Raw genomic sequence first — 18,497 nt, forward strand, 5'->3', positions numbered from 1 at the left:
GCCGGACCCCGGGCCGCGCGGATCGGTGCTGGTCTCCGGGCCCGCGCAGGTGCGGTCGCTGCCGCGCGGCGCGGCGGGCGCGGTGGAGTTCCACGACGACCGCCACGCGCCCGAGATCGTCGCGGCGGCGGCCGGGCGCGGGCTGCGGACGGTCGGGCGGGTCGCCGACGCGTTCGCGGCCGGGCGCGAGGCGTCCGCGCTGGCGGCGGTCGAACGGCTGCTGGAGCTCGGCTGCGACGAGATCGCCCTGGACGAGGGCCCCGACGCCGCGTCCCCGCTGCGGGTGCGGCGGCTGCTCCAGAACGCGGTCGCCGCGACCCGGCCGGTGCCGCTGCGGGCGCGGCTGCGCGAGGCGTACGGGCTCGGCCTGGCCAACGCGCTGACCGCGATGAAGAGCGGCGTCCGGCACTTCGACGCGACGCTGGGCGGCGTGGACGGCGGGCTGTGCGCCGAGGACGTGCTGTTCCTGGCCGAACGCCTGGAGGTGCGCACCCCCGTCGACCGGTCGGCGCTGGTCGCGGCCGCCGCCGCGCTGGAGACGGTGTGGGGCGGCCCCCTGCCGGGCCGCACCTACCGCATGGCGTCCTGACCTCGCCCCCGCAGCCCACCCCCACCGCACGCCTCCGCGACAAGGAAGGGACCTCCCCCCATGACCCTGACGGGCGAACGTCTCGTCGAGACCATGACCGACGCCGAGCGCGCGCGGGCCGAGCGGGTGGAGGCGGTGCTCCCGGCGCTGCGCGCCGCCGCCGCGTCCGCCGACGCCGCCGCCGAGTTCCCCTCCCCGCACGTGGCGCTGCTGCGGGAGGCGGGCCTGCTCGGGCTGGTGGTGCCGGAGCGGTTCGGCGGCCTGGGCGGCGGGCTGCGCGACCTGGCCGCCGCGACCTACGCGATGGGCGGCGCCTGCCCGTCCACGGCGCTGGCGTTCTTCTTCCACAACACCAGCGCCTCGCGCGGGCTGCTGCCGCTGGAGGCCCTGGACGCGGGGCTGTTCGACGCGGACGAGGCGCCGGTGGTGCGGGCGTTCGCCGAGAAGGTGCTGACCCGGATGGCGGGCGGCACGTGGATGGCGAACTTCGCCAGCGAGGAGGTCAAGAGCTCCAGCGCCAACATCGCCATCGCCACCAGCGCCCGCCCCGCCGGCGGCGGCTGGGTGCTGGAGGGCGTCAAGTCGTTCGGGTGCGCGACCGGCGTCGCCGACGCCTACCTGGTGACGGCCCGGCTCGACGGCACCGGCGACGCCGACGGGCTGGCGCTGTTCCTGGTGCCGCGCGAGGCCGACGGGGTGAGGTCGCGCGACCCGTGGAACGGCCTCGGCATGCGCGCCTCGGCCAACCACGGCGTCACGCTCACGAACGTGTTCGTCCCGGCCGACGAGGCGCTGACGGTGCCCGGCGCGTTCGTGCGGATGCTGCGGATGAGCCGGGGCAGCTTCGTCGGCAACCAGCTGGCGATCTCCGCGGTCTACCTCGGCGCGGCCCAGGCGGTGTACGACTTCGCCGTGGACCGGCTCACCCGCGGGACCTTCGCCGACACCGGCCGCCCCGTCGCGTCGTCGCCCATGCACCAGGTAATCATCGGGGAGATGGCCGAGCGGCTGGAGACCGCCTACCTGTGGGCGCGCCGCCAGCTGGAGCTGGAGACCTCCGAGCCGCCGCTGCGGCCCCGGCGCGAGGTGTACCGGCAGTGGCGGATCGGCAAGGGCGACATCGCCGAGGCGTGCTTCCAGGTGGCGGTCGGCGCGTTCAAGGCGTGCGGCACCTCCGCCGCCACCATGGACGGGGTGATCGGGCGGGGGCTGCGCGACCTGGCGATGGGCCTGGTGATGACGTTCCCCGCCGAGCGGGGACGGCTGGAGGCCGCCCAGATGATCACTTCCGACCGGGAGAACGCGCTGTTCGCGAGCGTGTCCCGGTGATCCCCGCCGAGCCGCGCGACCTGGTCGCGGGCGAGTGGGCGCCGGTGGACGGCGTCCTGGACCTGGTGCTGGAGGACCCCGCGACCGGCGCGGAGCTGCGTCCGGCCGCGGTGTCCGGCGGCGCGCGGGCCGAGCGGGCGCTCGCGGCGGCCGACCCGCGCTGGGGCGAGACGCCCGACGCCGAACGCGCCGAGGTCCTCGACGCCGTCGCCGCCGCGCTGGAGGCGGTGACCGGAACGATCGCGGAGCTGGAGTCGCGGGCGACCGGCGTGCCGATCCGGCAGACGGCGCCGCTCGGCGCGATCGTGTCGGGCTCGTTCCGGCTGGCGGCCGGGCGGCTGCGGGCGGGGGCGCTGACCGAGCGGCCCGGTCCGGGCGTGGAGGTGCGGCGGCTGCCCTGGGGCCCGGCGCTGTGCCTGGTGCCGTGGAACGCGCCCGCGCCGATGGCCGCGCACAAGGTCGCCAGCGCCCTCGCCGCGGGCTGCCCGGTGATCCTCAAGCCGAGCGAGTACGCCCCCTACGGCACGCAGCTTCTCGCCGAGACGGTGGACGCGGTGCTCGCCGAACGGGGCGCGCCGCGCGGGACGTTCCAGTTCCTGCACGGCGACGGCCGGCTCGGGGCGAGGCTCACCGCCGACCCCCGGGTGCGCGCGGTGTCGTTCACCGGCGGGACCGCGGGCGGCACGGCGGTGGCGGCGGCGTGCGCCGCCGGGCTCAAGCCCGCCCAGCTCGAACTGGGCGGCAACAACCCCCTGGTCGTGATGCCGGACGCCGACCCCGACCGGGCGGCGCGGGCCGCCGTGGACCTGCTGACCACCCTCAACGGGCAGTGGTGCCGCGCGCTCGGGCGCTTGGTCGTGCCCGCCGGGCTCGCCGACGAGGTCCACGCGGCGGCGGAGGCGCGGCTCGGCGCGCTGCGGGCCGGGCCGCCGCTGGACGACGGCACCGACCTCGGGCCGCTGGTCCACTCCCGGCACCGGGCGCTGGTCGCCGCGCGGCGCGACGCGCTCGGCGGGCGGATCACCATGGCGACCGCCGTGCCCGAGGAGGGCAACTACCTGTCCCCCGCCCTGGTCCGCGGCGTTCCCCCGGAACGGGCGGCCGAGGAGATCTTCGGGCCGGTCGCGACCGTGCACCCGTACGCGACGGTCGAGGAGGCGGTCGCGCTCGCCAACGGCACCGGCCACGGCCTGGAGGGCTATGTGGTCGGCTCCGACGAGGACGCCGCGCTGGCCGTGGCGCGGCGGATCAGGGCGGGCGAGGTGAAGGTGAACGGCTCCAGCGTGATGAGCCTCCACCTGTTCGCGCCGCGTCCGGCGTGGGGGCTGTCGGGCCTCGGTGAGGAGGGCACGGTGGAGACGCTGCGGTTCTTCACCGGCGCGCGGGTCGTCGGGGTCGAGAACCGGTTCGCCCTGCACTCGCGGGAGCCGTACTCACGGGAGCCGTCGTGACGCGGGTGCTGGTGGCGGGCGCGGGACCCGTCGGGCTGACCGCCGCCCTGGCGCTGGCGCGGCGGGGCCTGGAGGTGACGGTGCTGGAGGCGGGGGCTGCGCTGGCGGCCGAGTCGCGCGCCTCCACGTTCCACCCGCCGACCCTGGAGATGCTGGCCGATCTCGGGGTGGTGGAGGAGCTGATGGCCCGCGGCCTGGTCGCGCGCACGTTCCAGTACCGGGAACGGCGCGGTGGGGTCGTCGCCGAGCTCGACCTGTCGGTGCTGGCGGGCGACACCCCCTTCCCGTTCCGGGTGCAGTGCGAGCAGAGCAGGCTCACCCCGATCCTGCGCTACCACCTGGCGGCGCTGGGCGGGGAGGTGCGGTTCCGGTCGCCGGTGCGGAAGGTGCTGCCCCACGCCGACGGCGTGGTGGCGGTGACCGCCGACGGGCGGCGGGTCCACGGCGACTGGCTGGTCGGCGCGGACGGCGCGCACTCGGCGGTGCGGCGGTCCCTGGGGATCGCGTTCGAGGGCATGACCTACCCCGAACGGTTCCTGGTCGCCTCCACCCGCGAGGACCTGGCCGCGCTGATCCCCGGCCTCGCGCCGGTGAACTACCTGTTCGACCCCGACGAGTGGCTGGTGCTGCTGCACACGCCCGACCACTGGCGGGTCCTGCTGCCCACCGCGGACGGCACCGGCGACGCCGACGAGACGGCGCGGCTGCCCGGACGGCTGCGCGGGGTCGTGGACAGGGAGTGGGACGTCGCGCACGCCAGCCTGTACCGCGTCCACCAGCGGGTCGCCGCACGGTTCCGGCACGGGCGCGTGGTGCTGGCCGGGGACGCCGCGCACGTCAACAACCCCCTCGGCGGGATGGGCATGAACAGCGGCATCCACGACGCGGTGCTGCTGGCGGACGCGCTGGCCGACGTCGCCGCGGGGCATGACGACCGGCTGCTGGACCAGGCCGCCGAGGAGCGCCGCGCCGTCGCGCTGACCTACGTCCGGCGGATCACCCACGACAACTGGGAGCGGCTGCGCGACCCGGCGGCCCGCCACGACGACCTGCGGGCGCTGGCCGCCGACCCCGCGCGGCTGCGCGCGCACCTGCTGCGCACCTCGATGATCGCCTCGCTGCGGGACGTCCCGGCGTGAGCGCGTGGATCGTCCGGGAGAACCCGGCGCGCGTCGCCGAGGAGGTCGGGCGGGTCCCGGTCGACGACGCGCGGGCGGTGGACGCGGCCGTGCGCGCGGTGGAGGCCGCCCAGCCCGGCTGGGCGGCGCGGCCCGTCGCCGAACGCGCCGCCGTGCTGGCGGCGGTCGCCGACGCGCTCGACGCGGCGTGCCCGGCCGGGCTGCTGGCCCGCGAGACCGGCAAGCCGCTGGCCGACTGCCGGGGGGAGATCCGGTTCTCGGCCGCCTACCTGCGGTGGGCCGCCGCGCACGCGCCCGCCGCGTTCGCCGACCGCGAGACCGACGACGCGGCCGGGCGGCTGCTGCTGCGGCGGCGGCCCTACGGGGTGGTCGCGGCGGTGACCCCGTGGAACGCCCCGGTGATCCTCACCGTGCTCAAGGTGGGCGCGGCGCTGGCGGCGGGCAACACCGTGGTGGTGAAGCCGTCGCCGCTGGCGCCGCTGACGGTGCGGGCGGTGCTCGCGCTGTTCCCGGAGGCGCTGGCGCGGGTCGTGCAGGGCGGCGCGGAGACCGGGCGGGCGCTGGTCGGGCACCCCCGCGTCCACCGGGTCGCGTTCACCGGCGGCGCGGCGGCGGCCCGCGACATCGGCGCGACCGCCGCCCGCGCGCTCACCCCGGTGGTGACGGAGCTGGGCGGCAACGACGCGGCGGTGTTCCTGGACGACGCCGACCTGTCGGACGCGGCGATGGACCGCCTGGTGATGGCGTCGTTCGCGACGGCGGGCCAGGTCTGCGTGGCCGCCAAACGCCTGTACGTGCCGAGGGCGATGCTGGGCGACTTCCGGGAGGCGTACCTGGCGGCGGCGCGGCGGACGCTGGTGCTCGGCGACCCGCTGGAGGCGGGCACGACCGTGGGCCCGGTCGTCTCGGCGGACGCCGCCGCGCGGGTGCGGGCGCTGGTGGACGACGCGGCGGCGCGCGGCGCGGACGTGGCGGAGCTGGGCGCGGTGCGGGCCGCGATGGACGCCGGGTACTTCGTGCGGCCGACGCTGCTGACCGGGCTGGACGACGACGCCCCGGTCGTGGCCGGGGAGCAGTTCGGGCCGACGGTGCCGCTGCTGGCCTACGACTCCGAGCCGGAGGCCCTGGCCCGCGCCAACGCCGGGGACCTCGGGCTGGGCGCGTCGGTGTGGTCGGCCGACGAGGAGCGGGCGTTCGCGTTCGCGCGGCGGTTCGAGGCCGGGTTCGCGTTCGTCAACACGCACAACCGCACGGGGCTGGCGCTGCGCGCGCCGTTCGGCGGGGTGAAGCGCAGCGGGCACGGCCGCGAGTACGGGGTGGAGGGGCTGCGCGAGTACGTCCAGACCTGCGCGGTGCACGCCCCGGCGGCGTTCCGGCCGGGCGGCGCGGGGATGCCCGCGGGCGGCTATCCCTCCTGACACGACCGTTACCGAACAGCGTTCTGGAAACGTCTTGACCGGGGGCCGCGCGCGTTCTTGTATGAGCTCCATCATATTGGAAACTTCGTTTCCCTAGAGGAAACGGAGTCGTTGCCCTCGGAGGCGACATGCGCGTGACCCGTCCTCTCGCGTCAGGTCTCACCGCCGGAGCGGCCGTCGCCGCTCTGCTCACCCCCCTCGCGGCGGCCCCGGCCCACGCCGCCGTCACCCGGATCGAGACCACGGTCGAGATCCGCTGCGCGTTCACCGTCCGCAGCCAGAGCGCCGACTGGTACCTCCCCGGCGGCGCCCCCAGGGGGCTGGTCTGGCTCCAGCACGGCTTCGGCCGCGCCAACGACCACATGGCCGACCTCGCCGGGAAGTACGCCTCCGCCGGGTACGTGGTGTTCGCCCCGACGCTGCCCTCGGCCAACCTCTACGGCTGCACGGTGCAGAACCTCGGCAACAACACCGACTTCCTCAACAACGTGGCCGACCTGTTCGGCAAGGCGTCCGATCCCGACGACAAGCTCGGCCGCAGCTTCGCGCGCGCCAGGAACGCGGCGGGCCGCCCGGACCTGACGCTGCCGCGGAACAAGGTGTTCTCCGGCCACTCGGCGGGCGGCGAGGCCGCCCTGTACGTGACCCAGCGCCTCCGCTCGGCCTATCCGGCGGCCTGGCCGACGGTGCGCGGCGTGGTGCTGCTGGACCCGGTGAAGTCCCTGGTCGGCAACAACACCGACGCGTCCCTCAACCACCTCGACAACACGACCCTGCCCATCCACACGATCTCCGCGCCCGGCTACTCCTGCAACAGCAACGGCTCCGGCACCGCCGCCGTCCAGGCGCAGCTGCACCGCCCGTTCGTGGGGGTGCGGCTGACGACCGGCGCGCACACCGACGCCGAGGGCGCCAGCACCGACACCACCGGCACCGTCGCGTGCGGCACCCCGCAGGCCAGGAACGTCGCGGCGTTGCAGACCCTGGCGGTCGGCTGGGCGCGTGACGCCTTCGACGGCACCAGGACCGCCGACCACTACCCCGGCGGCGCCTACTACCAGGGCCTGCTGAACGCGGGGACCGCCCAGACGCTCACCGGCTCGTCCTGACCCTCCCGCGAAGCGGGGGCCGGTCCCTGTTCCGCAGCGGCCCCGGCCACGCACGCGAGCGCGTCACCTGACCCGCGGACCCGAGGCCGGAGGCGAGGGTCCGCGGGTCGGATCGCGGAGCGATGCCGCGCCCGCCAAGACCTGGTGAGGCGCGAGTCCCCCGGGCGGGCGCCGTGGGCCAGGGCTTTCGCGACACCGTCTACCCCTCCCGAGGGCCGGGGTCCTCCAGGGCGCGGGACCACCGCTCGGACCAGGCGTCGAGGGGGCCCAGCGCCCGGACCAGGTCGGAGCCCAGGGCGGTGAGGGCGTATCCGGCCTCGGTCCGCGCGACGAGGCCGGCGTCGCCCAGCTCGGCGAGGCGCTGGTACAGGACACTGGACGACAGGCCCTCGCAGCGGGACAGCAGGGCGCGGGGCCCGACGGGACCGGTGTGCAGCTCCCACAGCAGGCGCAGGGCCCAGCGGCGGCCCAGCAGGTCCAGCGCCGCCATGATCGGGCGTCCGGTCCGCGACCCGCGGACCGGCACCCCGGGACGGGGATTCCTCGGCATGCCCCTCCTTGTGTTTCGTTTTTCGAAACGTTACCCTCCCGGCACTGTTTCTTTTTTCGAAACGCCCGGCCGTCCGGGCCCGGAGGGAGACCGTGATGCCGAGGATCACCCCGCTCGAACCGCCCCACCCCACCGACGTCGAGGAGCGGCTGGCGCGGATGACGCCGGCCGGGACCGCGCCGATCGCGCTGTTCCGGACCCTCGTCCGCAACCTGCCGATGGCCGGGGCGATGAGCGGCTGGGGCCGCTACGAGCTGGGCCGGGACCTGACGCTGTCGCTGCGGGAGCGGGAGATCGTCATCGACCGCACCTGCGCCCGCTGCGGCTGCGAGTACGAGTGGGGGGTGCACGTGCTGGTGTTCGCCGACCGCGCCGGGCTGACCGCGCCGCAGATCTCCTCGCTCACCCACGGCGGCCCGGACGACGGCTGCTGGACCGACGAGCGCGAACGGCTGCTGATCCGCGCGGTGGACGCCCTGCACGACACCTCGGACGTCGACGACGCCCTCTGGGCCCGGCTCGCCGCCGCCTTCACCGAGCCCGAGCTCCTCGACCTGCTGATGCTGTGCGGCTGGTACCACGCCATCAGCTTCACCGCGACCGCCGCCCGCGTCCCCCTGGAGCCGGGCGCGCCCCGCTTCGCCGACGTCCGCCGCGCCGGTCCGGCGGACCTTCGGGTGGACGGTCGTGGCGGTCCGCCGTAGGCCGCCGGGTCAGCGCCATCGCGGCGAGCAGCAGGGCCTCGCCGAGGTTGCCGAGGGGCGGGACCGCGACCGCCGCCCCCGACGCCGCGAACGTCACGGCCGTGGCCGCCAGCAGCGCGCGCCGCCGGGTCCGCCAGGCCGCCGCTCCCACGACCGCGAGCGCCACCAGGGCCGGGATCGGGGGCCCCGATCCGGCCGGGGCGAGCCGCAGGGTGTCGGCGTAGTGCCGGGGTTCCAGCCGCAGGCCCGCGACCTCGGTGACCAGCCCGTAGAGCACCAGCGCGGCGGCCACGCCCCAGGCGGCCCGCCGGACCCGGCGGGGGGACCCCAGGCGCGCCGCCCACACGACCAGCAGCGGCGTCAGCGCGGCGTGCCCGACGAACCGCCCGACGCTCAGCGCGCGCAGCGCCTCCCCCTCCCCGAGGGACGCGCCGAGGCCGATGACCGCCGAGTCGTAGGCGATCCCCGCGCCCACCGCCGCGAGCAGCGGGTCGCGGCGGCGCAGCGCCAGCCCGGCCAGGACCGCCTGCGCCACCGCCAGCCCGGCCAGCGCGGCCGACAGCACCGGTCAGCCCTCGTGGTCGACGACCGCGCGGGCCGCCAGCCGGGGCCGCAGCCAGGACGCCACCTCCCGGTGCGCGGGGTGGTCCTGGTAGCCGCGCAGCTCCTCGACGGACGCGTGCGTGGTGACCAGGCACAGGTCGTAGGAGACGTCCGAGCGCACCACGTCCAGCCCGACCGTCATGCCGCGGATCTGCCCGACCCGGCCGGTCAGACCCTCCAGCAGCGCCTTGGCCGTGGGCGCGTCGGCGGGGTCGGCGAACTTCATCAACACGACGTGGGTGAGCAACGGATCCTCCCGGGCCCTGTTCAGGACGGCCCGGCGATTGTATGTTTTGGAAACATCGTTTCGCTAGGGGAACCGAGGAGGCGCGATGGCTCCGGTCCGGGTGGCCGCCGTCCAGTTCGCCGTCGGGCAGGACGTGGCGGCCAACCTCGCCGCCTGCCTGCGGATGATCGACCGGGCGGCGGCGGGGGGCGCGCGGCTGGTCGTGCTTCCGGAGTTCTGCGACCACCTGTCGTGGTACCCGTCCCGCGCCACCGCGCGCGAGAGGGCGCGCCGCCCCGGCGACGCGTTCCTGTCCGCGGTCGCCGAACGGGCCCGGCGGCATGCGGTGCACGTGAAGCTGAACGTCACCCTGGCGCGCGACGACGGCCGCACCACCGGGACCAACCTGCTGTACGGCCCGGACGGGACGTTGCTGGCCGCCTCCGACAAGCTCGTGCTGATGGGCGCCGAGGGCGACCACCTCGACCCCGGCGCCGCGGCCGGTCCGGTCGTGGCGACGCCGCTCGGCCGCCTCGGCATGTACGCCTGCATGGAGGGGGTGCTCGGCGAGGTCTGCCGCGACCTGGCGGTGCGCGGCGCGCAGGTGCTGCTGAACGGGCTGAACTCGTTCGCCACCGACGAGGCGTCCCTGCACGTGCCGGTGCGCGCCGCCGAGAACCGGGTGTGGGTGGTCGCGGCCAACAAGGTCGGGCCGCTGCTCCCGGCCGAGCACCTGCCCGCGATCAGCGAGCGCCTGGGCGTGCCGCCCGGATGGCTGCACGGGGCCGGGGAGAGCCAGGTCGTCGCGCCCGACGGGACGGTGCTGGCCCGGGCCCCGCGCACCGGCGAGGCCGTCGTGGTCGCCGACATCGACCCGGCGGCGGCCGACGACAAGACGCGCCCGGACGGCACCGACGTGTTCGCCGCGCGGCGGCCGGAGCTGTACGGGCCCATCGTGTCGCCGCCCCGCCCGCGCACGGCCCCGCCGGGCGCCAAGGAGATCACCGCGGCGGTGGCCCGGCCCGCCGCGCCGGTGGAGGCGGGCGCGCTGGCCCGGGAGGCGGCGCTGCGCGGCGCGGACCTGGTGGTGCTGCCGGAGCTGGCGTTCGGGCCGGACGCGTCGGCGACCAGGACGGCGCGGGTGCTGGCGGACGCGCTGCGCGGCACCTCCGCGCACGCGGTGACCAGCGTCCGCGACGGCGACTCCCACCTCGGGTGCCTGGTGAGCGCGCACGGCCTGGTGGACACGCAACGCCAGCTGCACCGCAGCGCGCGGCACGCCGCGTGGGCCACCCGCCTCGGCGACGGGCTGGAGGTGTTCGGCCTGCCGTGGGGGCGGCTGGCGATCGTGGTCGGCGACGACGCCCTCTACCCGGAGACCGCGCGGCTGGCCGCCGTCGCCGACGCCGACGTGCTGGCCGTCCCGTTCACCCCCCGCGAGCCGTGGGAGACCCGGCTCGGGCTGCTGGAGAGGGCGGCCGAGAACCGGCTGAACGTCGTCGCGGCGGGCGGCGACGCCGGGCTGGTCCTGGCGCTGTCGGGCGACTTCACCCTGTGGACCGCGTGGGAGGGACCGTTCACCGGGCGCATCAGCCACCCCCTGGTCACCCGCGCCGACGGCCCGGTCACGCTCGCGCCGGTCCATCCCGCCCGGGCCGTGAACCGGCTCGTGTCCAAGAACACCGACCTGGTCGCCGGCCGCCCGTGGCGCGCCGTCGCCTCGCTCGCCGCGGCCACCCCCTGACCGCGCCCGACCCGATCCCCCACCGAGCGGAGTTCCGTTGAAGGAGACCCTGCGGCACGTTGAGCAGATGGTGGACTCCTCCCCCGTCGTGGACGTGACCGAGACCTTCCAGCGCTGGCAGGAGCTGCTGGCCGAGCTGAAAGCGAAGATCGACGCGCGGTTCGAGCTGCGCCGCGACCCCTCCACCGAGCCCCTGGAGTCCTACGGCGCCCATCCCGGCGGGCCGGGCGGGCGGCTCGCCGCCTTCACCGGTCCCGAGGTCGACTGGATGGTCCACTCCTGGCTCGGCGACCCGAAGGCCGGCTTCGCCAACCTGCACCTGACGGTGTGGCTCGGCCCCCAGGTCCGGGTGCCGCACCTGGGGATCGCGCTGCTGGTGTGGCCGGAGGGCTGGTTCTACCTGGACTCGGTGCCGCGCGTGAACCTGGCGGCCGACGGCGGGTACTACGACCGCTACTACGAGCCGCTCAACGAGCAGTGGCTCGCGGTCAGGCAGGAGTACCCGGAACTGGAGTGGTTCACCAGCCGCGCCGGGTTCATCCGGGCGAGCCTGTCGCCCACGGCGCAGTGCTACTCGTTCCCGCGCTCGGACCGGCTCCTCGGCCTGGTGCGCCGCCTCACCCACGAGCACGTGGACCGCTGGCTGCGCTGGGTCGACGGGGCCGAGCCCGTCCCCGGGCCGGAACGGGCCGGGCTGGCCGCGACCGACCTGGCGATCCGCCGCAACATCGCCGAACGCGACCCCGCCAACGTCATGGGCGTCCGCTACTTCGGACAGGAGACCACCGACCGGCTCGTCCGGGGCCTGTGGGGCGGCGACCGCGTCCTGCCGAGGCCGGGCGCATGACCGCGCACGCGACCGGGACCGTCGTCCGGAGCCTGTGGTGGGCGGTGCGGACCGGCGGGGAGCCCCCGTTCGACACCGCGCACCCGAAGATCTACTACCCGGCGCGTCCCGAGGGCACCGACGCCGAACGGCTCACCGGCGTCATCCCGCCCGACCCCGGCGGCGCCCCGTATCCGGTGGTGCTGTTCTGCTCGGGGGTGAACGTCGGGCAGGACGCCTACCGGACCTTCGCCGCCGGCCTGGCGGCCCGGGGGTTCGTCGTGGTGACGTTCGACCGGGTGGGCGAGCTGTTCGGGGGCCAGGTCGGCATCACCCCCGGCGTGGACCTGGAGGCGGCCCGGCCCGGCGTCTACGGGACGCGGCCGACCTGCCCGGCGATCGGCGCGGTGCTGGCGTCCCTGGAGGGCGTGGACCTCCTCAAGGGGATGCTCGACCTGGACCGGGTCGCGCTCGGCGGGCACTCGGCGGGCGGGACCGTGGCCCTCCAGTCCGCGCGGTTCCTGCCGGGCGTGCGGGCCTGCTTCGCCTACGGCGCCCACACGATGGTCGCGACGATGCTCGGCTGGCCCGCCGGGACCGTGCTGCCCGCGCAGGTGGACGGCCCGGTGCTGCTGGGCGTCGGCACCCGCGACGGCGTGATCATGGGGAGTTCCGACCGCTACGGGCAGGACGCCGTTCCGGGCGCCGCGGCCGACCCGGTGTCCCGGACCTTCCACGAGGGCCTGTCGGGGCCGGACGACCTGCTGGCCGTGCTGCCCGGCGCCAACCACTTCGCGCTCGCCGACCCCGCCGACCCGACGGCGGCGCGCGCGTTCCTCGACCTGGCGGCCGAGGGCGATCCGGCCGCCGCGCGCCGCGCCTTCACCGACCTGGTGGCGGCGTTCCTCCGCGCCCACCTGCGCGGCGAGGACGCCGTCCCGGACGCCGACCCGGCGCTCGTCCGGCTGTCGCGCCGATAAGGAGCCCCGCATGCTCAAGAACTTCTGGTACGCGGTGGAGTTCGCGCACGCCGTGACCCGCGCCCCGCGCAGGGTGACCTGCCTCGGGCAGAACCTCGTGCTCTACCGCAGGCGGGACGGCCGGGTGGTGTGCCTGTCGGATCTGTGCGTCCATCGCGGCGGCGCGCTGTCGATGGGCAGGCTCGTCGGCGACGACGGGATCGCCTGCCCCTACCACGGGTGGGAGTACGCGCCCGACGGCGCCTGCACGAGGATCCCCGCCAATCCCGACGGGCGCGGCATCCCCCGCAAGGCCCGCGTGGACTCCTACCCGGTGCGCGAGGAGTACGGGATGGTCTGGGCCTTCCTCGGCGACCTGCCCGAGGAGGAGCGGCCGCCGATCCCGCACTTCCCGCAGCACGACGACCCGTCGTTCCGGGCGGTGTACTTCGAGATGGAGATCGCCGCCAACTACGAGCGGACCTTCGAGAACGTCGTGGACGCCGCGCACACGCCGTTCGTGCACGGCACCTCGTTCGGCAACCCGGACCGGCCGCAGATCCCCGACTTCGAGATCACCGGGGACGACTGGTCCGCCGAGGCCGACATCCTGCTCAGCCCGCCCCCGCCCAAGGGCCTGTGGGGGCTGCTGTCGCGGACGCGGCCCGACACCGTCGTCGTCACCAACGGCTGGTACCTGCCCAACATCGTCAAGCTGCACGTGCGGCTGCCGTTCGGCGACCTGATCCTGTACGACCACAACGTCCCGCTGTCGCGGGACCGCACCCTGGTGAAGATCGTCGGCTACCGGAACTTCTTCACCGGCGGCTGGGCCGACCGCAACGCGCTGCGGCGCATCGAGAAGATCCTGCTCCAGGACAGGCCGATCGTGGAGAACCAGCGGCCCGAGCTGCTGCCGTTCGACCTGGCCGACGAGCTGCACCTGCGCAGCGACGCCCTCCAGGTCGCCTACCGGCGCCGCCGCCGCGCGCTGATCGAGCGGGGCTGGTGGGTCGGCGACGACGACACCGCCACCGGCGACGGGCCGCGCCGCACCGCCACCGTCATCCCCTCCCCCGCCCGCCGCGACGACCCCGAGCTCGCCCGCGCCTGGACGCACCGCGCACGGGGCGCGGACGCACCGGGCGGCCGTACGCCCGACGCCCCCGCCGAGGAGGAGACCGCGTGAGCCTGCCCAGGGAACTGAGCGACCGGACCATGGCGGCGCTCGCCGAGGCCGACGACCTGCGTCCGGTCCGCGAGGAGGACCTCGTCGGCCCGGTGTCGCCCGAGCCGGTGGGCCGGCTGCGGGTGCTGCGCGGCGTCCGGCTGGCCAAGGTCGTGTACGTGGGGCTGACGGTGCCGCCGATCGGCATGGACAGCCACATGCTGTTCGCTTTCACGCCGCCGGAGTCGGCGGTGCCGCACTTCACGCTGGACGCGGTGGAGGCGGGCGGCTCCCTGGCCTTCCACCTGGACCTGGTGCCGCGCGCCGAGCTGGCCTCGCACCTGGAGTACCTGAACGCCGCGTTCCAGCCGCTCACCCCGGCGTTCGAGGAGGCGGCGGCGCTGTTCGGGGCGTCGCGGGCGGCGATCTCGCCCCGGCAGTACGCGATGATGTCGCCCTGGATGCTGGTGCACCGCACCGACGAGGAGCGGTTCCGCGGGGTCGGCGGGTTCGTGGACGCCTACCTGGCGCACTGGCGGACGCTGCTGGACAAGGGCCTGCCCGGCGACGTCGCGGACACCCTGGCCGACACCGACCTGGCGGCGCGCGACGCCCGCAACCGGGCCGCGCTGTTCAGCCGCGAGGTCGATCCGGTGTGGGCCAACGTGTCCCGGCTGCTCGGCGACGGGCGCACCGACGAGATCCGCGCCGAGCTGGCCGCCCCGGAGGTGCGCGGTGGCTGAGCCGAGCACCTGGCAGCGGCGCATCGCCGGGGAGTGGCACGGGCGGCCGTCGCTGTTCGACGCGACCGGCACCTGGCGGGGGTTCGAGGACATCCGGCGCTCGTCGGTGTTCGAGGACGGCGTCACCACCTACTACATGGACGGCGGGCTGGAGGGCGGCGGCCCGATGGCGGGGCGGTTCCGGCTGGGCGCGCCGTTCGCGTTCGGGGTGGTGGACTCCGACCGGGACCGGCTCTACACCGGGCCCGACTTCCACGGCTCCGGCCGGCCCTACGGGGGGTTCGTGGACGCCCGGTACTACGGGCCCGGCTGGCAGGTGAGCCTCAACACCTGGAACCACGTGCTGCCCGACGGCGAGACCCAGGTGTACTCGTCGGTGCTGTACCAGGGGTGGGCGGTGGTGGGCTGCTTCAACGGCGTCTACCGGCGCGCCGCCGCCCACGACGACGATCCCGCGGCCCGGGCCGCGATCAAGGCGTTCCTGGCGGACGAGACCCGCGACGGTCCGACGCCGTTCGTCCTGCCGACCAAGCGGCGCGGCGCCTACCGCGGAACGTGCGAGCTGTGGGGCGCGGACCAGAGGCTCTGCGGCGACGTCGCGGTGGCGATCGAGCTGGAGCCGCTCGACCTGCTGCGGACCCGGCTGCGCACGACCTGGGGCGGGGAGCTGGACCGGGCGTTCGTCACCGAGTGGCGGCGCGACGGGTTCCGGTCGTTCTACGAGGGCCCCGACGCCTGGGGCAACGCCCAGGCCTACGGGCGCGCGAACTACCCGCTGCTGCACCTCGACGGCGCCTGGACGGTCCGGGGGCGCGAGTTCATGGTCGACGCCTCGCCGGGGATGCGGGCGGGCACGACGCTGACGGTGGTCTACGAGCTGTCGCGCGGCAACGTCCTGACCGGGGTCCTGCACGGCGTGCTCCGCTGGGAGGAGGCGTGACCGCCGTCGTGGTCACCGGCGGGACGCGCGGGATCGGGCTCGGGCTGGCGCGCGCCTTCCTCGACCGGGGCTGCCGGGTCGCGGTCTGCGGGCGCACCGCCGGGTCGGTGGACCGGGCCCTGGCCGAGCTGGACGCCGGGGACCGCGCCGTCGGGCTGCCCTGCGACACCTCCCGGCGCGACCAGGTGCGGGCGCTGTGGGAGACCGCCGCCGGGACGTTCGGCCGGATCGACCACTGGATCAACAACGCGGGGGTCTCCACCGCCCGCCGCCCCCTGTGGGAGCAGTCCCCCGAGCAGCTCGACGCCGTGGTGTCGGCGAACCTGCTGGGCGTCCTGCACGGCAGCGCCGTCGCCGTCGCCGGGATGCGCGCCCAGGGCGGCGGCACCGTCTGGAACATGGAGGGCCTCGGCGGCGACGGCCGCGCGGTGCCGGGGCTGATCGCCTACGGCTCCACCAAACGCGCCGTCACCTACCTCACCGACGCCCTCGCCCGGGAGCTGCGGGGCACGCCGGTGCGGGCCGCGCACCTGTCGCCCGGCATGGTCGTCACCGACCTGCTGGTGCGGGACTACCCGCCCGAGGATCTGGCCCGCGCCAAGAAGGTCTTCACGATCCTGGCCGACCGGGTCGAGACGGTCACGCCCTGGCTCGCCGACCGGGTGCTGGCGGGCACCGCCAACGGCGGGCGCGTCGCGTGGCTGACCCGCCGCAAGGCCGCCGTCCGGTTCGCCACGGCCGCCTTCCGCCAACGCGACCCGTTCGGGGAGGGGCCGTGACCGACTACCCGGTGGCGCTGGCGGTCGAGGACTTCGTGCCGGTCGTCCTCACCACGACCGGCGTCGTCCTGCTCGTCCCCTACATCGGCGCGCGGTTCGGGCCGCGCGCCGCCAGGATCGCGCTGCTGGCGGGGGCGTGCGCCGGGGCCGGAGGGTTCGCCAAGGCGGCCTGGAAGCTGGTCGTCGCGCTGGACGGCCCCGACCTGGCCTGGCTGGAGGGCGCGCTGTTCCCGCTGCTGCTGGTCGGCTTCACCCTGCTCGCGCGGGCCCTGTACCCCGAGCCCGCCGCACGGGCGCACCGCGCCCTGGCCTCCGCGCTCGCCGCGTTCCCCGTGCTCGGGCTGGCCGCCTCGGCGGCGCTGCGCGACACCTGGCCCGCCATGGTGCTGGCGATCGCGGCCGTCAGCGTCGCCGCCGTCCGGCTCGCCCTGCTGGGCCGCGCCGAGGGCGACCGGGCCGCCTCGGCGCTGTTCGGGCTCTGGCTGACCGGCCAGTACGTCCTCGGGCCGCTCGCCGCCCGCCCCGACCAGACCGTCGCGTTGCAGTGGGTCGAGCAGGGCTGCAACACCCTCACCCAGGCCGCGTTCGCCTACGCCGCCTGGCGCCTGTCCCAGACCGTCCGCGTGAAGGAGCCGGTGACCCCATGACCGACGCGCTGGGCTGGCGCCGCAAGTTCGGCGTGATCGCCCCGTCCACCAACACCATCGTCGAGCCCGACTTCTACCGGATGGCGGTGCCCGGCGTGACCGCGCACTTCTCCCGCATCCACATCCGCGACCAGAACATGGACGGCGACGCCGGCATGGAACGGCTCCTGGAGCAGATCCGCGCCGAGATCGGCGCGGCCTGCGAACGGGTCATGACCTGCGAGCCCGACTACATGGTCATGGGCATGTCCGCCGAGACGTTCTGGGGCGGCGTCGAGGGCAACCGGGCGTTCGTCAGGCAGGTCGAGGGCATCACCGGCCTGGCGGTGGCGACCGGGGCGGAGGCGTGCGAACGCGCGCTGCGGCTCTTCGGCGCGCGCCGCATCGGGGTGGTCACCCCCTACCAGCCGGTCGGCGACGCCAACGTGCGGGCGTTCTTCACCGAGATCGGCTTCGAGGTCGGTGAGATCGTCGGCCTGCGCTGCCCGACGGCGGTGTCGATCGCGCACGTCGGCGAGGACCGGCTGCGCGACGCGCTGCGCGGCCTCGCCGCGACCGGGGTGGACGCGATCGTGCAGTGCGGCACCAACCTGTCGATGGTGCGCCTGGCCGACGAGGCCGAACGCTGGCTGGGCCTGCCGGTGGTCGCCATCAACGCCGCCACCTGGTGGATGGCGCTGCGCGACAACGGCGTCGAGGACCGCGTCCCCGGAGCCGGGCGCCTGCTGCGCGAGTTCTGACGCCGCGTCCGGGCCGCCGCCGGTCAGGGCGCCCCCGGGACCGGGTTCAGGAGGCGGGTCAGCGGGCCGGGGGCCGCGGTGAGGGCGTCCCACGTGCCCTCCTGGATGATCTTGCCGTTCTCCAGGACGGCGATGTGGTCGGCCCGGCGGATGGTGGCCGGGCGGTGGGCGATGACGATCGTGGTGGCGTCGTGGCCCGCGAGCAGGCGGGCCAGTTCGGCGTCACCGACGGTGTCCACGTGGGCGGTCGCCTCGTCGAGCACCAGCACCCGGGGTTCGGCGAGCAGGGCGCGGGCGAGGGCGACGCGGGCGCGCTGCCCGCCGGACAGGGTCGCGCCGCGTTCCCCGACGACACTGTCCAGGCCGTCGGGGAGGGCGGCGGCGATCCGGTCCACGCCGCACCGTTCGGCGACCCGGTCGAGGAGGGCGTCGTCGGCGCCGGGCGCGGCCAGGCGCAGGTTGTCGCGGAGCGTGCCGTGGAACAGGGCCGCGTCCTGGCCGACGAGCGCGACCGCGGACCGCAGGTCCTCGTCGGCGAGGTCGCGCAGATCGACGGCGCCGTCGTCGGTGGTGAGCTCCACGGAACCTTCCGTGGGGTCCCAGAAGCGGGCCAGGAGGTGGGCCAGGGTGGTCTTCCCCGCACCGGACGCTCCCACGAGGGCGATGGTGCGGCCCGGCGGGACGGTGAGGTCCAGGCCGCGCAGCACGGGTGCGCCGCCGTAGGAGAAGTGGACGCCGCGCAGGCGGACGCCGAGCGGCCCTTCGGGCAGCGGACGCGGCCGCGCGGGGGGCGGCGCGGTCGGCGGCGCGGTGGTCGCGGCCCGCACCCGGGC

20 protein-coding genes are annotated in these 18,497 nt (G+C 76.0%); 16 read left to right on the forward strand and 4 right to left on the reverse strand.

Translation table 11 applies throughout. The annotated features are described in order from the left end of the window. The 6 genes from AKI01S_RS43165 to AKI01S_RS43190 form a co-directional block, all read left to right on the forward strand. A partial coding sequence (locus AKI01S_RS43165) for a hydroxymethylglutaryl-CoA lyase-like TIM-barrel protein (RefSeq protein WP_501162096.1) occupies nt 1-589 on the forward strand: 589 nt, incomplete at its 5' end. Nucleotides 590-649: 60 nt separating this feature from the next. Then, the gene (locus AKI01S_RS43170) at nt 650-1,918 is read left to right on the forward strand and encodes an acyl-CoA dehydrogenase family protein (protein ID WP_067831780.1); all 1,269 of its coding nucleotides are present in this window, start codon (nt 650-652) and stop codon (nt 1,916-1,918) included. Next, complete coding sequence (locus AKI01S_RS43175; protein WP_067831781.1) at nt 1,915-3,369, forward strand: aldehyde dehydrogenase family protein; 1,455 nt, start codon at nt 1,915-1,917, stop codon at nt 3,367-3,369. Before AKI01S_RS43170 ends, AKI01S_RS43175 begins: the two co-directional genes overlap by 4 nt. Continuing rightward, the gene (locus AKI01S_RS43180) at nt 3,366-4,508 is read left to right on the forward strand and encodes an FAD-dependent oxidoreductase (protein ID WP_067831783.1); all 1,143 of its coding nucleotides are present in this window, start codon (nt 3,366-3,368) and stop codon (nt 4,506-4,508) included. The genes AKI01S_RS43175 and AKI01S_RS43180 overlap by 4 nt, the downstream gene beginning before the upstream one ends. After that, nucleotides 4,505-5,926 (forward strand): aldehyde dehydrogenase family protein, encoded by a 1,422-nt coding sequence (locus tag AKI01S_RS43185; RefSeq protein ID WP_067831784.1) that lies wholly within the window; start codon nt 4,505-4,507, stop codon nt 5,924-5,926. The genes AKI01S_RS43180 and AKI01S_RS43185 overlap by 4 nt, the downstream gene beginning before the upstream one ends. Before the next feature lie 134 nt (nt 5,927-6,060). Then, a complete protein-coding gene (locus tag AKI01S_RS43190) occupies nt 6,061-7,035 on the forward strand; it encodes an alpha/beta hydrolase (protein WP_157420561.1) in 975 nt (324 codons plus the stop codon). A 199-nt stretch (nt 7,036-7,234) separates the two neighbouring features. Here AKI01S_RS43190 and AKI01S_RS43195 read toward each other — a convergent pair whose 3' ends face one another. Continuing rightward, entirely contained in the window at nt 7,235-7,585 is a 351-nt protein-coding gene (locus AKI01S_RS43195) for a winged helix-turn-helix transcriptional regulator (RefSeq protein WP_067831789.1), read from the reverse strand. 95 nt (nt 7,586-7,680) lie between these two features. Here AKI01S_RS43195 and AKI01S_RS43200 point away from each other — a divergent pair, with 95 nt between their 5' ends. Then, complete coding sequence (locus tag AKI01S_RS43200; RefSeq protein WP_067831791.1) at nt 7,681-8,289, forward strand: carboxymuconolactone decarboxylase family protein; 609 nt, start codon at nt 7,681-7,683, stop codon at nt 8,287-8,289. On the opposite strand, the gene AKI01S_RS43205 is transcribed toward AKI01S_RS43200, so the two are convergent. Then, complete coding sequence (locus AKI01S_RS43205) at nt 8,177-8,854, reverse strand: hypothetical protein (RefSeq protein ID WP_067831793.1); 678 nt, start codon at nt 8,852-8,854, stop codon at nt 8,177-8,179. The two genes, AKI01S_RS43200 and AKI01S_RS43205, sit on opposite strands and share 113 nt — an antisense overlap. 3 nt (nt 8,855-8,857) lie before the next feature. Further along, nucleotides 8,858-9,139, reverse strand: coding sequence for a Dabb family protein (locus tag AKI01S_RS43210; RefSeq protein ID WP_067831795.1), 282 nt, complete (start codon nt 9,137-9,139; stop codon nt 8,858-8,860). 85 nt (nt 9,140-9,224) lie between these two features. On the opposite strand from AKI01S_RS43210, the gene AKI01S_RS43215 reads away from it, so the two are divergent. Genes AKI01S_RS43215 through AKI01S_RS43255 form a run of 9 tightly spaced genes read left to right on the forward strand, consistent with a single transcriptional unit; the run spans nt 9,225 to nt 17,664 of the window. After that, on the forward strand, nt 9,225-10,862 hold the full coding sequence (locus AKI01S_RS43215; RefSeq protein ID WP_067831797.1) for a nitrilase-related carbon-nitrogen hydrolase: 1,638 nt from the start codon (nt 9,225-9,227) through the stop codon (nt 10,860-10,862). Nucleotides 10,863-10,899: 37 nt separating this feature from the next. Beyond that, the gene (locus tag AKI01S_RS43220) at nt 10,900-11,709 is read left to right on the forward strand and encodes an oxidoreductase (RefSeq protein WP_084000812.1); all 810 of its coding nucleotides are present in this window, start codon (nt 10,900-10,902) and stop codon (nt 11,707-11,709) included. Next, nucleotides 11,706-12,668, forward strand: a complete 963-nt coding sequence (locus AKI01S_RS43225) for an alpha/beta hydrolase family protein (RefSeq protein WP_067831809.1) — start codon at nt 11,706-11,708, stop codon at nt 12,666-12,668. Before AKI01S_RS43220 ends, AKI01S_RS43225 begins: the two co-directional genes overlap by 4 nt. 10 nt (nt 12,669-12,678) lie before the next feature. Continuing rightward, complete coding sequence (locus tag AKI01S_RS43230; RefSeq protein WP_067831800.1) at nt 12,679-13,836, forward strand: aromatic ring-hydroxylating dioxygenase subunit alpha; 1,158 nt, start codon at nt 12,679-12,681, stop codon at nt 13,834-13,836. Beyond that, the gene (locus tag AKI01S_RS43235) at nt 13,833-14,558 is read left to right on the forward strand and encodes a hypothetical protein (protein WP_067831802.1); all 726 of its coding nucleotides are present in this window, start codon (nt 13,833-13,835) and stop codon (nt 14,556-14,558) included. The genes AKI01S_RS43230 and AKI01S_RS43235 overlap by 4 nt, the downstream gene beginning before the upstream one ends. Beyond that, on the forward strand, nt 14,551-15,498 hold the full coding sequence (locus tag AKI01S_RS43240) for a hypothetical protein (protein WP_067831803.1): 948 nt from the start codon (nt 14,551-14,553) through the stop codon (nt 15,496-15,498). Before AKI01S_RS43235 ends, AKI01S_RS43240 begins: the two co-directional genes overlap by 8 nt. Next, a complete protein-coding gene (locus AKI01S_RS43245; RefSeq protein WP_067831804.1) occupies nt 15,495-16,277 on the forward strand; it encodes an SDR family oxidoreductase in 783 nt (260 codons plus the stop codon). Before AKI01S_RS43240 ends, AKI01S_RS43245 begins: the two co-directional genes overlap by 4 nt. After that, complete coding sequence (locus AKI01S_RS43250) at nt 16,274-16,924, forward strand: hypothetical protein (RefSeq protein WP_067831806.1); 651 nt, start codon at nt 16,274-16,276, stop codon at nt 16,922-16,924. Before AKI01S_RS43245 ends, AKI01S_RS43250 begins: the two co-directional genes overlap by 4 nt. Beyond that, the gene (locus AKI01S_RS43255; protein ID WP_067831807.1) at nt 16,921-17,664 is read left to right on the forward strand and encodes a maleate cis-trans isomerase family protein; all 744 of its coding nucleotides are present in this window, start codon (nt 16,921-16,923) and stop codon (nt 17,662-17,664) included. The genes AKI01S_RS43250 and AKI01S_RS43255 overlap by 4 nt, the downstream gene beginning before the upstream one ends. Before the next feature lie 23 nt (nt 17,665-17,687). Here AKI01S_RS43255 and AKI01S_RS43260 read toward each other — a convergent pair. Continuing rightward, a partial coding sequence (locus AKI01S_RS43260; RefSeq protein ID WP_157420562.1) for an ABC transporter ATP-binding protein occupies nt 17,688-18,497 on the reverse strand: 810 nt, incomplete at its 5' end.

It is taken from the genome of Actinomadura kijaniata NBRC 14229, from assembly GCF_001552175.1.
Classification (GTDB): domain Bacteria; phylum Actinomycetota; class Actinomycetes; order Streptosporangiales; family Streptosporangiaceae; genus Spirillospora; species Spirillospora kijaniata.

Excerpts from the sequence above, each read along its gene's own strand:
- AKI01S_RS43230 (WP_067831800.1), top strand. The coding sequence starts at position 12,679 with ATGCTCAAGAACTTCTGGTACGCGGTGGAGTTCGCGCACGCCGTGACC.
- AKI01S_RS43255 (WP_067831807.1), top strand. The coding sequence starts at position 16,921 with ATGACCGACGCGCTGGGCTGGCGCCGCAAGTTCGGCGTGATCGCCCCG.
- AKI01S_RS43215 (WP_067831797.1), top strand. The coding sequence starts at position 9,225 with ATGGCTCCGGTCCGGGTGGCCGCCGTCCAGTTCGCCGTCGGGCAGGAC.
- AKI01S_RS43170 (WP_067831780.1), top strand. The coding sequence starts at position 650 with ATGACCCTGACGGGCGAACGTCTCGTCGAGACCATGACCGACGCCGAG.
- AKI01S_RS43225 (WP_067831809.1), top strand. The coding sequence starts at position 11,706 with ATGACCGCGCACGCGACCGGGACCGTCGTCCGGAGCCTGTGGTGGGCG.
- AKI01S_RS43200 (WP_067831791.1), top strand. The coding sequence starts at position 7,681 with ATGCCGAGGATCACCCCGCTCGAACCGCCCCACCCCACCGACGTCGAG.
- AKI01S_RS43195 (WP_067831789.1), bottom strand. The coding sequence starts at position 7,585 with ATGCCGAGGAATCCCCGTCCCGGGGTGCCGGTCCGCGGGTCGCGGACC.